Source organism: Shewanella sp. SP2S2-4 (assembly GCF_031932025.1).
Classification (GTDB): Bacteria; Pseudomonadota; Gammaproteobacteria; order Enterobacterales; family Shewanellaceae; genus Shewanella; species Shewanella baltica.
The window spans coordinates 83,945-97,346 of sequence record NZ_JAUOER010000010.1 but is presented as its reverse complement, the minus strand read 5'-3'; the positions used below and the strand labels follow the sequence as shown (position 1 = coordinate 97,346).

Here is a 13,402-nt window from a genome sequence, read left to right as displayed (position 1 = left end):
TTTTTATGGTTGAGTGTTAGTTAAAATGCCAAGCCTGATAAAGTCTAGTGATCCAAGCTGTAGTGAATTTGCTCATGAGTCAAACAAGTTTATTTCTTGCGATCTTAAGCTGAGTGAGCTTAATGGGGGCGTTCTCGCGGGGACTGTGTCCAATGTGCACGGGACTCAAATTGCTGAACGTTTTTCCGCAGCGGCCCATAGTTACCAAGATCATAATCAATTACAACGCCTGAGCGCTGCCAGTTTACTCAGTGAGTTTTCGGCAGCAGGTTATCTGTTAGATATAGGGGCTGGCCCAGGCACGGATTTTTCTGGGTATCACAGTGTGTCTCAACCAGCGGATCTCTCTACGCAAAATTCATCCACAACAGTATTTGCCGTGGATATTGCCCTTGGCATGCTACAAAAGCTAAAACAGTCTTATCCCGATTATCATGGCGTATGTGCCGATGCGCAGTGTTTACCTTTTACCAATGGCAGCATGGATGTTATTTACTCTAATCTAGCCCTGCAATGGTGTGCTGATTTTCCTGCTGCGGTAGCCGAAATGGCGCGGGTACTTAAGCCGAACGGTGAGTGTCATTTGAGCCTAGTAGCGCAGGGGAGTTTGAATCAATTAGCTGAATTAGGGTTAAGAGTGAATGACTTTTCGACGATGCAAGCACTCAAGGCTGCATTTAAACTCGATACATGGGAATTACTTGAAGTGCAACTCGTCCCTATGACAGTGTATTTTGACACTCTTAAGGCACTACTCTATTCAATTAAAGGTGTGGGGGCTTCTGTACATGTCGCCAGTTCAACAACTCGGGTTTCAGGTTCAACAGTGAGTGCTTCAGAATTCACTCCACGGCTGCGTGGTCGTCAAGATTGGCTGGCCATGCAGGCCAAAGCTGAATCGCTACGTTTACCCCAAGGTTTGCCTTTAACCTACCAGATAGTTCAAATACGTGCTCGGCGCAGGTTTTAAAGTTCACATATTATGCCTTTAGTCATGGCATTATTAATTAGCACTAATATCTAGAAAACGTTGGATTTTTAACATTACGTATAGAGATCGTTAGCTATATGGACATTTAGCTTATGGAGAGTGGGCTTAACAAAGCACAACTCATAGCGACAGATAAGGATCTAATATGTTTTTTGTAACAGGTACAGATACCGACAGTGGTAAAACCTTAGTTTCATCGGCGCTGTTAACCGCAGTAAACCGTTTGGGCGCGATAGCCAGCGCTGACTCGGCTGTGAGTATTTTGGCTTCTAACACGCTGTCTACCTTAGGTGTTAAGCCCATCGCCTCGGGCTGTGCGCAAACCTCCGAAGGCTTACGTAATGCCGATGCGCTGCAACTGATGACGTCATCTTCACTAAAACTGGCCTATTCCACCATCAATCCTTTTACCTTCGAGCCTGCGATTGCGCCGCATATTGCTGCCGCCCAAGTGGGCGTGGGTTTAGCGCCTGAAGTCATTATCGAAAGCTTGGATTTAGCAGCGTTTGCTCAAGCGGATTTTTGTTTGATTGAGGGCGCGGGTGGCTGGCGTTTACCCTTAGGCGAGGGGAGATATTTATCGGAAGTGGTACAGAAATTAGAACTGCCAGTGATACTGGTGGTGGGCATGAAACTCGGCTGCTTAAATCACGCACTGCTCACTCAAGAGGCTATATTGGCTGACGGGCTTAAGATTATTGGCTGGGTTGCCAATTGTGTCGACCCGAATATGAGTATGTTTGCGGAAAACTTGGCGAGTCTTAAAGAGATGATGTCTGCACCTTTCCTCGGCTGTGTGCCTTTTCTTGATGATCCCAGTGTTGAAAATGCCGCCGATTATCTTAATACTTCGCCGCTTTTTCAAAGCGCAGAGGCTAATGCATAGGCAGTGCCTAACTAATGTTTAGCCGCTTAATACTTTCAGCTAGGTGCTATCGTAATGTTTTCAGACCAAAAGCCTCACATTAGGTGAGGCTTATTTCTATCAAGGCTGCCGATTAATGTTCGCAAATGAGTGACTGCACATTAACGATAAGCGTCGCTATTAGCGATTGATCTGTTGCTTCAATGCCGTTGAGGCTTTAAAGCTGGGCTGATTGTAGCCGTCGATTTCGATGGTTTCGCCCGTTTGTGGATTACGGCCCGTTTTAGCGACATGGTATCTCAATTCAAAGGTGCCAAATTGTGGCAGGTAGATTTTTTCACCTTCGCTTAAGGCGATGTGGATCTGTTGCAAAATCTGCTCAACCACAGGTTTAGTGCTCGCTTGCGATGCATTGAGCTCGGCGGCAATACGTTGGATAAGTTGTGCTTTGTTCATAGAAACCTCTGAAGTCAGCTTAGGTTCAATCGAAGGGGAGTTATAACAAGCTCGCCTTAAGATTGAAAGCCATAGCCAGCTTAGCGCGGTCGAGTGGTGTTTTATTGACTGGCTTGTAACTTTATTGAAAACAGAGTGTTGGTATATTGAGCGGTAATCTTGTCGGTTTTGAGTACTTGTCAGTTTTGAGTCGAAAACTTAAGCGCAACTGGGTTGCGCTTAAGTCATGAGCTGCATTATTCAACGGCTGGCTTATGTGAAGCCAACTTTTTAAAGTTCGCCTATGAAAAGAGCGTTTCTTCCAAGGTACGACCTTTCAGCAGCATCTTGTATTGCCACTTATGTTGGTTGAATAGGGTAAATAGGCGCATTTCAATATCACTGTTCTGTGCTTTTTCTGCATCCGTGGCAAGCTGGATAATAAACACCTTGCTCTGTTTTGAGCTGACGTTCACCACGCCCGCCAGTTTCGTCACTTCCGCTTGCAGCAAATCACTGTCACAGCTTTGCATGGTTAACGTCAGGTAATCACTGTCGGTCGATGCATGCATAGACACGGCTTGGCTCAATTGTCCCTTGTCTAAATACAACACCTGATCGCACAGCTTTTCGAGCTCATCGAGATTATGCGAGCTGATCATAAAAGTTGTGGTGGGCGATAGGGCTTTGACCAGCTCGCGGACTTTTTTCGCGTTGGCAGGATCGAGCCCCGCGGTCGGCTCATCCAATAGCACTAACTCTGGCGAGCCGATTAGCGCCTGCGCAATCGATACGCGTTTACTCATACCGTGGCTGAGGCTTGGTGGTTTTTGCTCGGCGACATCCGCCAAATCGACTAAGGTCAATACGCGAATGGCCTCTTGTCTGGCTTGTTCAACGCCCATGCCCTGCAAACGCGCGAAAAAGCTTAATTGGCTAACAATGGTCAAATTGGGATCGAGCACCGCATCCTGGGGTAAAGCGGCAATTTTACCTAAAAGTTTAGGGCTATTAGGCGCTTCACCTAGCAGGGTTATTGTTCCGGCACTTGGCGACATATAGCCGCATAACAGGCTAAAAAGCGTGGTTTTACCCGCACCATTGGGACCAACAAGGGCGATGGGGGCACCCGCTTCTAGGCTGAAGTTAACATCATTCAGCGCCTTTTTGCTGCCGTAAAGCTTTGACAGTCCTTGGCATTGGATCAGACTCATAGCGAGCTCCTTTGCATATACATTCTGCCGAGTAAGAGGGCCGCAGCGGTTTGGATCAGTGGAATAGGGGCATAAACTAAACTATTGAGTCCATTGGTATTGAGCATGTCCGACAACTGAGCACCGGGTAATATCCATTGCAGCTGAGCCAATACGTTAGATTGGCTGCCTAACACCATGATGGCGATGGAAATCACAGTCCATAAAATGGTCGCAAACACCATAGCTTGGCGTGCCGTGCGCGCATACAGGGACAATAAGGTCATCACTGCCGTGTAGGGCAAGATCACTATGATGAGGTTAAGGCCAACTAAGGCGCCAGAGGTTAACGCCGGTAAAAAAAGCTGGCTGTCACGGCTGAGCGCGATGGCGACAGTGGCGATAATCGTCAATAGGATCAGCAAGCCTTGGATCAGAATTTGGCCGAGAAAACGCCCGAACAATAAGCTGTCACGGCTAGTGCGCAGGGTTAAAAAGCGCAGTGTGCCACGGGTTTTATCGGAAGAGAATTGATCGGCGGCGATCAAAATACTGAACAGTGGGAATAAATACAGCGCAAAGCACCAAAACACCGCCATTTCGGCTACAGGCCACTCAAAGAGCACGTTGAGGGTATTGGCCCCAAATAAGCTGTCGATGACATCTTTTACATTGGGCTGCAATAACATCGCCGATGCGCTTTGAATGGGATAAAGCAGGAGTACGCCCCACACTAAACCAAAGGCGACCAAGGCGATGATCCCTCGGGTATTAAATAAAAATTTACGCAGTTCAAACATGGCGATAATAAGCATGTTGTTGAAACTGCTGGGTGGATTATTAGTCATGTGCTGTCTCTATTATTCTTGACGCTATGATTAGCTTTAAAAGACGATTAACTCAACGAGGCGATTAACTCATCGAGCTTTTGCGTCAGTTCAGCCACCTGTTGCTCAAGCTCTGTCACTCTTTGGGTTAATTCATGCGGCTCAGCAGCCAAAGACACTGCGACATGGGCGGCACTATGGTTGGTAGTCTGGCTGGCAGTTTGAGTATTATCTGGCTGCGCAGTTTCGAGCTGCGACGAGGCGGCAGAGAATAATTCCACATAACGGGATTCGCGGCGACCGGCTTCTCTGGGCAACTGTTTTAAGAAAGGTTTTTCGCGGCTCATTAATTGGCGGATGCAATCTTCCACTTCGATCACGTCTTTAAATTCGTGTAGGCGATTACTGCGAGTGCGCAGTTCTCCTGGCGTTTGTGGACCACGTAATAGCAACAAACAGACGATGGCGAGTGCGGCGGAGGACAGTTGAAGTTCACTGAATTCGGTATTGCAGAATCTGTGCTTGTATTTCACGACGCGGCTGCCAAATCCCGATTGTTCGCTGATCAAACGTTTACGATTAAGGGAATCGACGGCAATTTGTACTTGGGTTTCGCTGAGTTCGAGTACCGGCTCGCGACTGGTTTTTTGATTGCAGGCTAAGGTCAATGAGTTTAGCGAGAGTGGATATTGCTCAGGGGTGGTGATTTCTTTCTCAAGCAGGCATCCGATGACTCTGGCTTCGTGTAACGTGAGTTCCATATAAGCTCCAAAGAAAAAAGCATGGCTTTGTTTATAACAGAGCCATGCTTAATATCCTAGGAGTTGTCAGTCAAACTCTGCCTTAGTGGCGGTAAACTGTACAACTTTAACGCTAAGTACTGAATAGAGTTGATTATTCTGCTGTTTCAGTTAAACGCAGGCCATCATTATCTATACTCAGTTGACCATTCTTAAATAAACCACCTATGGCTTTTTTAAAGGCTTTTTTGCTCATACCAAGCTGATCGTAAATGATTTCAGCATCGGTTTTATCGGTTAGGGCTAAGAAGCCGCCAGCCTGTTTGAGTTTGATCAGGATAATGTGGGCGTGCTTATCCAACTCTTGCTTGCAGCCTTGTTGCAGCACAAGATCAATTTTGCCGTCGCGGCGCACTTGTTTGATGAAACCTTTGAGTCTTTGGCCGAAACGCAGTTTTTGGAACACTTCGTTTTCGTAAATCACGCCCCAATGGGCATGATTAATAATGGCTTTGTAGCCTAAATCTGTGGTGCCGCCGATATATAAATCGACCTGCTCACCGACAGCGTACTCTGGCTCTGTCTTATCGAGGAACTTATCGATTTTTGATGAGGCCATGATGCGTTCATCGGCGCGGTTAGCGTGCACATAAACCAGATAAGAGCGACCTTCTTCGATAGGCTTGTGTTGCTCACCAAAGGGCAGCAATAAGTCTTTATCTAAGCCCCAATCTAAAAAGGCGCCATAAGGACCGGTTGCAACGGCTTTTAAATAAGCAAATTCGCCTACCTGTGCCAATGGACGGCGCGTGGTGGCAATCACGATATCTTCAGAATCTAGATACAGAAACACGTCAAGCAGATCACCGACTTGGCAGTCTTTTGGGGTGACTTTGTTTGGCAGCAGTACTTGCCCTAATTCGTGGGCGTTTAAATACACGCCAAAGCTGACTTGTTTTACAACCTCAAGTTTGCAGGTTTTACCTATCTGTACCATGGATCTCTCTGTGCATAATGGAATGTGATTCGGCTGCGATTATACACTTCGGTGCTGAAACTGCAGCATTATTGTCTTTGGGTTTTATCTTAGGGCGATTCAGCCGTTAATCATCACCGCTGTTTAGTTGGATGTTGGTAAGGGCTATGACAAGAAATGTGGTTGGAAAAGTGATGAGGATTGTTACTAGGAATGACCTCATATTGGTATCTGGGATTGTCTTAAGTTTTAAGGTGGAATTGCGCCTCGGTTTATGGCTTAGGTTTATGGCTTATTGGTGCTGAATTTTGCAATGTGATATTGAGCGCTAGGCTTTAGCCAATGACTGCACGTGGGCGGGGCTAAAGTGACACACAAAATGAAGGGTTATTTGCGGCAATAAATGTCAAAAAAGTTACAAAGGCTATTAAAAAATATTGAACAGACGAGTACGGCGTTCATGCGCTAACTGGCTAATATTATTCAGCTTAACGCTAATACTCAGTAGGTGGTTGTTAAGCGGGTGTTTATTATATTTTAATGCGAAATATTAAATGAGATTCTTGCTTGCATTCTGTGACATTGCGCGGTTTAATTGCGCCGTTCAACGACTTCGCTCGTTAGAGACATTACAAATATTACGTGAGTAGTAAAGGTTTTATGGTTCAGCAGTCATTAACCGTGTAATTGACAACATATCGAATTACATGGGGTTAAGAGGGTTTTTATTAGCTAATGCACAAGCATCCATTTTTTGCACTTTGCCTAAAAGTGTCACAATGCCAACGCTCGATTGTCGTGCCATACGATGATACTGGCCTTAAGCATCTCACGTTGATCCGCATCAATTCTGGCCGCGAAGAAGCCAATAGTCCCCTGTTAAAATAATCTTGCCTAGAGATAAGCTGGTTTGGCGTTTTCGCTAGTTCGGTGTTGTCGGTTTTCGTTTTCTACTTGTGTTATCGGTTTCTGAAGGTCTTAACTTCTTTCGAACGTCTTTAAGCTGCTTATTAGCTTGATGTTTTAAGGATGCGACTCAGGACTTCATTCGGCTTTTTGGCGGTATTTGCGGCCTTTAGCCTTAAGATAAATACAGGCGAGGCAAGTAAAGATAGCTTTACTGGGAGAAGGGAATAAGCTTCTCCATCAATATGATAGGATATAGTGCGTTAAGATGAATTGTCTCTTGCGCTATTAATGAAAATCGCGGCAATGTCACTTACACTAGCGTGACGTTGCGGCATTAAGTAGAAGGTAAAATCTACCTTCGTGTATGTCAGGTAAGGTGTCCCTTTGCCTGGGTTTGTCGAACGGGCGGTTGTGCTATTAAGTCATAACCGTTTAACCCATTTTTTAATAGACGGGCTAAATAATAATGAATGATTGGTCTATTGATGATGCTCGTGCTGGGTACAATGTTACTCACTGGAGCCAAGGTTTTTATGGGATCAGCGATCACGGTGAGGTGACAGTGTCACCGGACCCAAAAAATCCTGATTACAAGATTGGCTTAAATGAGCTAGCCAAAGACATGGTTAAAGCGGGCGTCGCTTTGCCTGTACTAGTTCGTTTTCCGCAGATCCTGCACCACAGAGTGAACAGTTTGTGCCAAGCATTCGACCAAGCGATACAGAAGTACGAGTATCAGGCGGACTATTTGCTGGTTTACCCGATTAAAGTAAACCAACAGCAAACTGTGGTGGAAGAGATCCTGGCGAGTCAGGCATCAAAAGAAGTACCACAACTGGGTTTAGAAGCGGGCAGTAAGCCTGAGCTGATGGCTGTGTTAGCCATGGCGCAAAAAGCCAGTTCAGTCATTGTATGTAATGGTTATAAAGATAATGAATATATCCGTTTAGCACTGATTGGTGAAAAGTTAGGCCATAAGGTTTACATCGTTTTAGAAAAACTGTCTGAACTGAAAATGGTGTTAGCTGAATCTAAACGTTTGGGCGTTAAACCGCGTTTAGGTTTGCGTGCGCGTTTAGCATTCCAAGGCAAAGGCAAATGGCAGGCGAGCGGTGGCGAGAAGTCTAAGTTCGGTCTATCAGCAGCACAAATTTTGCTGGTGGTTGAACAACTTAAGCTACACGACATGCTGGATTCGCTGCAGTTACTGCATTTCCACTTAGGTTCGCAAATCGCCAACATTCGTGATATTCGCCAAGGTGTGAGTGAAGCGGGTCGCTTCTACTGTGAATTACGTGAATTAGGCGCAAGTGTTAACTGCTTCGACGTTGGCGGTGGTTTAGCGGTGGATTACGATGGCACACGTAGCCAAAGTAATAACTCGATGAACTACGGCCTGACCGAATACGCTAACAATATCGTTAACGTATTGACCGACATCTGTAATGAATACGAGCAGCCTATGCCACGTATTATTTCAGAATCGGGTCGTTACTTAACGGCGCATCACGCTGTGCTTATCACCGATGTTATCGGTACTGAAGCCTATCAGCCTGAAGATATTCAAGCCCCTGCTGAAGAGTCACCACAGTTATTGCATAACATGTGGCATTCATGGTCAGAGATCAGCGGCCGCGCCGATCAACGCGCCTTGATTGAGATTTACCACGATAGCCAAAGTGACTTACAAGAAGCGCATTCGCTATTCGCTTTAGGTCAATTGAGCTTAGCGGAGCGTGCGTGGGCTGAACAAGCTAACCTGCGTGTGTGCCATGAAGTGCAAGGGCTATTGAGTGCGAAGAACCGTTATCACAGACCGATTATTGATGAACTCAATGAAAAGTTAGCCGATAAGTTCTTTGTTAACTTCTCATTATTCCAGTCATTACCCGATGCTTGGGGTATTGATCAAGTGTTCCCAGTATTGCCGTTATCGGGTTTAGATAAAGCCCCTGAGCGCCGTGCTGTGATGCTCGATATCACCTGTGACTCCGACGGTATTGTTGATCAATACGTTGATGGTCAAGGGATTGAAACTACATTGCCAGTACCAGCCTGGAGTGCGGATAGCCCGTACCTGATTGGTTTCTTCCTTGTGGGCGCATACCAAGAAATCTTGGGTGATATGCATAACCTGTTTGGTGATACTAACTCTGCGGTTGTTCGCATCGAAGATAACGGTGTGACTAACATTGAATCGGTATTGGCGGGTGATACTGTCGCTGACGTATTGCGTTACGTTAACTTAGATGCAGTGGCCTTTATGCGCACTTACGAAGAGTTAGTGAATCTGCATATTGCCGAAGATGAACGCGCACAAATTTTAGAAGAACTGCAAGTTGGCCTGAAAGGCTACACTTACTTGGAAGATTTTTCTTAAGATATTTTTCTTAAGATTTAGTGTGTTAAAATAAATCAGCCTAAGGTCACTTAGGCTGATTTTTGCTTTCTGGACGATATTTATTTATCGTTCGTGGGAGCCAAATTGGTATAAAGGATGTCGACAGCAAGGGCGCATAGCGTTTAATGGGGTTAAGGATTTGATGTTTTTTGAAGGCTCAGAAAAGAAACTTGAGATCATCGTGGCGGCGTCTGCGCTGAATTTACGCGAACTCGATGTGAGCTTTTGGTCAGCCTTAGTCAATTGTGCCCATGCCGAGATTTTGTCGCAGATTAGTAATGCTGACTGCGATGCTTACCTGTTGAGCGAATCCAGCTTATTCGTATGGCACGACAGATTTGTCATGCTCACCTGCGGCAATAGCACTTTAGTGGATGCCGCTTGTTATTTTATCGATGCGCTTGGCGTATCTGCGATGGCGCTGGTGAGTTATCAGCGTAAAAACGAATACCAAGCCCACCTGCAAGCCAGCAGTTTTGCCGATGATGTCGGCAAGCTGCGTCAGCGTATCGCGGGTAAGGCAATGAGAGTGGGGCATTTAGACAGTCACCATCATTATTTTTTCTGCTCTGATAGTGATTATCGAGCACCAAAGGATGATCAAACCAGTGAGCTGCTGATGTACCACATTCGTGGTGAATTGGCCGACTATCTTAATGGTGGCTCGCAAAGCAAAGCTGAAATTTGCGCCGCACTCGAACTTAACGATTTACTCCCCGAATTTGAGATTGACGCCCATTTATTTGACCCCTCAGGTTTTTCGATGAATGGCCTCTGGGGCAAATATTATGTCACCTTGCATATCACGCCCCAAAGCGAGAATGCCTGCGCCAGTTCCTATGTGAGCTTTGAAACGAATCTTGATTTAGCCCAGTATCCGCAAGATATCTTGGGACGGCTATTAGCGCTGTTTTCTCCCATCAGCTGGGACACCATCCGCTTTAATACCGACGACTTAACGCAGGGATTTCCTGCCCATTTATGCTTAGGGCGTGGCTCATTAACGACCGAGCAAGGTTATGACATTAGTTTTAGTCACTATCAGCAGCTTGAGGCTGAAGTGCTGATCCCTGAATTCATGTAATTTTTTGGCATTTGTTTAAGGAAACCCCATGACAGATCTCAGTGATATCCGCCGCGAGTATGCTAAAGGCGGCTTAAGACGTGCCGACTTACCGCAAAACCCGATGGACTTGTTTGAATTGTGGATGACGCAGGCGAGGGATGCGGAACTTAGCGATCCAACCGCTATGTGTGTGGCGACTGTGGACGAACACGGCCAACCTTTTCAACGGATAGTGTTACTTAAGCGTTTTGATGACACTGGCTTCGTGTTTTTTACCAACTTAGGCAGCCGCAAAGCCCAGCAAATTGCCGCCAATAATAAAGTCAGTTTGCATTTCCCTTGGCATCCTTTAGAGCGCCAAGTATCGGTGCTCGGAGAAGCGCAGGCGCTGTCTACCGCCGAAGTGCTTAAATACTTTATGACCCGTCCTAAGGACAGTCAAATTGCCGCTTGGGTGTCGCAGCAGTCGAGTAAACTCAGCGCGAGACAAGTACTTGAAGGTAAATTCTTCGAAATGAAGGCTAAGTTCGCCAAGGGCGATGTGCCTTTACCCAGTTTTTGGGGTGGTTACTTAGTCAGACCTTCGAGTATCGAATTTTGGCAGGGTGGAGAACACAGGCTGCATGATCGTTTTATTTATACACGCCATGATGCTGAGTGGGAAATCGATCGTTTAGCACCATAGTAGGGCGCATAGTACGGCATAGCACTGTGTATAATTGAGCCAGTGAACCTAACACCAACAGAGTTAAAAGACATTGAGTGATTATAAAATTTGGGTTGACGCGGACGCATGCCCCAATCCCATTAAAGAAATTCTGTTCCGCGCGGCGGAGCGTAAAGCTTTGCCGCTGGTGCTGGTGGCCAATCAAATGATCCGTGTACCGCCATCGCCCTATATCAGCCAAATTCGCGTTGGTGCGGGTTTTGATGTGGCGGATCAATACATTGTCGACCATGTCGAGCCAACGCATTTAGTGATCACCGCGGACATTCCCTTAGCGGCTTTAATCATCGAAAAGGGCGCCTTGGCACTCAATCCCCGCGGCGAGCTTTATACCGTCGATAACATAAAACAAAAGCTGACGATGCGCGATTTTATGGAAGATTTGCGGGGTTCAGGTGTGCATACCGGCGGGCCGGATTCGTTTTCCCAAGCGGATAAACAGGCTTTTGCCAATAGCTTAGATAAATGGCTAGTTAGAGTATGAAGCATAGTTTACTGGTCGCTAATGGATAAAAAGAGTATCTTTAGCTTAGCTTAAGTTAGGTGATGTGGGTCACGTTTAACTGGGCAGGATTTTCGCCTGCTGCAGATGTCGATTTGCTTTACTGCATGGCTTTTAAACTCACTTTTTGAGGACTGATACGATGAAAAAATGGATGGGAATTGTTGCCTTATCGGCTATGGCCAGTTTTAGCTGCGCCGCGCAATGGCAAGTGATGGATCAAGATTCGCGAGTCAGTTTTATTTCGGTAAAGAAAGGTGACATTGGTGAAGTCCATCACTTTAAACAACTCAAAGGTACGTTAAAAGAGGATGGTCAATTCGAATTAACCATTCCGTTAATTGGCGTCGCCACAGGTATTGATGTCCGCGATGAGCGGATGCAGAACTTATTGTTCGAAGTGTCTTTATATCCTGAGCTTAAACTGTCGTCTCAAGTTGACACTAAAATGCTAAAAGATCTCGGCATTGGTGAGACTAAAGTCGTTGATATCGATGGTAAAATTGCATTGCATGGTAAATCGCAAACTAAAACTTTTTCGGTAATTATCACTAAAGTTTCTGATAAAAAGCTGTTAGTGAACAGTTTTCAGCCGATAATTGTGAATGCCAATGAGTTTGATCTTGTCGCAGGCATTGATAAATTACGTGAAATTGCGGGTTTATCGAGCATTAGCCAAGCTGTTCCTGTGTCATTTGTACTAACCTTAACTCAGTAACTTCAATAAGATTGGTGTAGATCAATACGTCAGTTATCGAAGATAGGCTAGAGTTAAATAAGTGGCGTATGCTGGATCTCGATGAGAAGCCGAATTTTCGGCTTCTTTGATATTTCCGATTGTGGTATTAATAGCACCACACTAGATATTAAGTTAATGAGTTTAAAGGGTAAAAAATGGTCACAGATAAAGATGGTTACATGCATTTGGTCCAGTATTTAACTGAACATCTTGGCTTATTTGAAACACCAAGTTCTGAGGTGATTTCAGACGATACTGTGATGGAATTGTTTGAAGAGCAATTGTCGGCGCAGATCATTATGGTGTGTGGTCAAAATCCGTCATTGTCTTTCGCGCAGCGCAACATGATTATCCGCGAAGTTGATGCGATTGTGTATGATTTAGAAGAGATTTTAGCTTCAGTTGCCAATCATAAAGCTACACCTGCTCAGACGTTATTTATTACCGAATTTTCCGGTTTAATTAAGAATTTGTTCGATCAAGAAATCGCTAAACAACAAGTCAGCGCCTAATCAGAAGGGCGCTTTAGCTTTGAGTGGCAAGCCGCTCAAATCGGCTTAACGTAAAATAAACTACTCTCTTTTCCAGCATTTATGTCATTGTCTGTGTATCTTTAGTGTGTGAGCTTTAACTATTTCCCCTTCGTGTATTGATAAGGAGTATCCAATGCTAACGATCTCTTCGGGCCATGCCCATGACATATTGGCAGTCGTCGCATCTGGTCGTATTAACCATAAGGATATTGAAGGCTATCTAGTTCCCGCCATTGAAGCTAAGCTGCAAGATCACGCCAGTATTCGCCTCTGGTACGAATTTTCCCCTGAGTTTGAAGGTATATCCGTCGCTGCTCTGTGGGACGATGCAGTACTTGGCTTATTTCATTTAAGTGATTTCTCAAGAGTGGTGATGATTGCTAACCAAGCTCAAACAAGCGCTATGGTCAATGCGCTTGCCTGTATGCTGCCGTGCCCTGTAAAGGTATTTGCTGCCGATGAGCAAACCCAAGCAAAAGCATGGCTTGATCAGTAAGC

15 protein-coding genes are annotated in these 13,402 nt (G+C 45.5%); 10 read left to right on the top strand and 5 right to left on the bottom strand.

Annotated features, from left to right (window positions below):
• Positions 1-25: 25 nt before the first annotated feature.
• Complete coding sequence (locus Q4Q54_RS10185; RefSeq protein WP_311988384.1) at positions 26-970, top strand: methyltransferase domain-containing protein; 945 nt, start codon at positions 26-28, stop codon at positions 968-970.
• A 166-nt stretch (positions 971-1,136) separates the two neighbouring features.
• Positions 1,137-1,877: a dethiobiotin synthase gene (gene bioD / locus Q4Q54_RS10180; protein WP_311988383.1), complete on the top strand. Its 741-nt coding sequence runs from the start codon at positions 1,137-1,139 to the stop codon at positions 1,875-1,877.
• A gap of 159 nt (positions 1,878-2,036) precedes the next feature.
• On the opposite strand, the gene Q4Q54_RS10175 is transcribed toward bioD, so the two are convergent.
• The 5 genes from Q4Q54_RS10175 to Q4Q54_RS10155 all read right to left on the bottom strand — a co-directional run bounded on the left by Q4Q54_RS10175 (position 2,037) and on the right by Q4Q54_RS10155 (position 6,048).
• Positions 2,037-2,330: an HU family DNA-binding protein gene (locus Q4Q54_RS10175; RefSeq protein ID WP_259511687.1), complete on the bottom strand. Its 294-nt coding sequence runs from the start codon at positions 2,328-2,330 to the stop codon at positions 2,037-2,039.
• Between the two features lie 263 nt (positions 2,331-2,593).
• Positions 2,594-3,505 (bottom strand): ABC transporter ATP-binding protein, encoded by a 912-nt coding sequence (locus tag Q4Q54_RS10170; protein ID WP_311906890.1) that lies wholly within the window; start codon positions 3,503-3,505, stop codon positions 2,594-2,596.
• The gene (locus Q4Q54_RS10165; RefSeq protein WP_311988382.1) at positions 3,502-4,332 is read right to left on the bottom strand and encodes an ABC transporter permease subunit; all 831 of its coding nucleotides are present in this window, start codon (positions 4,330-4,332) and stop codon (positions 3,502-3,504) included. The genes Q4Q54_RS10170 and Q4Q54_RS10165 overlap by 4 nt, the downstream gene beginning before the upstream one ends.
• A 47-nt stretch (positions 4,333-4,379) precedes the next feature.
• Positions 4,380-5,072, bottom strand: a complete 693-nt coding sequence (locus tag Q4Q54_RS10160) for a DUF480 domain-containing protein (RefSeq protein WP_311988381.1) — start codon at positions 5,070-5,072, stop codon at positions 4,380-4,382.
• A 133-nt stretch (positions 5,073-5,205) separates the two neighbouring features.
• A complete protein-coding gene (locus tag Q4Q54_RS10155) occupies positions 5,206-6,048 on the bottom strand; it encodes a S1-like domain-containing RNA-binding protein (RefSeq protein WP_311988380.1) in 843 nt (280 codons plus the stop codon).
• A gap of 714 nt (positions 6,049-6,762) precedes the next feature.
• On the opposite strand from Q4Q54_RS10155, the gene Q4Q54_RS10150 reads away from it, so the two are divergent.
• From Q4Q54_RS10150 to Q4Q54_RS10115, 8 genes are all read left to right on the top strand, one after another.
• On the top strand, positions 6,763-6,915 hold the full coding sequence (locus Q4Q54_RS10150; RefSeq protein WP_011846564.1) for a hypothetical protein: 153 nt from the start codon (positions 6,763-6,765) through the stop codon (positions 6,913-6,915).
• Between the two features lie 487 nt (positions 6,916-7,402).
• Complete coding sequence (gene speA, locus Q4Q54_RS10145) at positions 7,403-9,316, top strand: biosynthetic arginine decarboxylase (protein ID WP_311988379.1); 1,914 nt, start codon at positions 7,403-7,405, stop codon at positions 9,314-9,316.
• 163 nt (positions 9,317-9,479) lie between these two features.
• The gene (locus tag Q4Q54_RS10140; RefSeq protein ID WP_311988378.1) at positions 9,480-10,421 is read left to right on the top strand and encodes an adenosylmethionine decarboxylase; all 942 of its coding nucleotides are present in this window, start codon (positions 9,480-9,482) and stop codon (positions 10,419-10,421) included.
• Positions 10,422-10,449: 28 nt separating this feature from the next.
• Positions 10,450-11,088, top strand: coding sequence for a pyridoxamine 5'-phosphate oxidase (pdxH, locus tag Q4Q54_RS10135; RefSeq protein ID WP_006081276.1), 639 nt, complete (start codon positions 10,450-10,452; stop codon positions 11,086-11,088).
• Positions 11,089-11,161: 73 nt separating this feature from the next.
• On the top strand, positions 11,162-11,614 hold the full coding sequence (locus Q4Q54_RS10130) for a YaiI/YqxD family protein (RefSeq protein WP_006081277.1): 453 nt from the start codon (positions 11,162-11,164) through the stop codon (positions 11,612-11,614).
• A gap of 160 nt (positions 11,615-11,774) precedes the next feature.
• Entirely contained in the window at positions 11,775-12,350 is a 576-nt protein-coding gene (locus tag Q4Q54_RS10125; RefSeq protein ID WP_311891168.1) for a YceI family protein, read from the top strand.
• Between the two features lie 176 nt (positions 12,351-12,526).
• Positions 12,527-12,883 carry a DUF3802 family protein gene (locus Q4Q54_RS10120; protein ID WP_220776284.1) on the top strand — a complete coding sequence of 119 codons (357 nt, stop codon included), beginning with the start codon at positions 12,527-12,529 and terminating at the stop codon, positions 12,881-12,883.
• A 154-nt stretch (positions 12,884-13,037) separates the two neighbouring features.
• Positions 13,038-13,400 carry an STAS/SEC14 domain-containing protein gene (locus Q4Q54_RS10115; protein ID WP_311891169.1) on the top strand — a complete coding sequence of 121 codons (363 nt, stop codon included), beginning with the start codon at positions 13,038-13,040 and terminating at the stop codon, positions 13,398-13,400.
• Positions 13,401-13,402 lie beyond the last annotated feature (2 nt).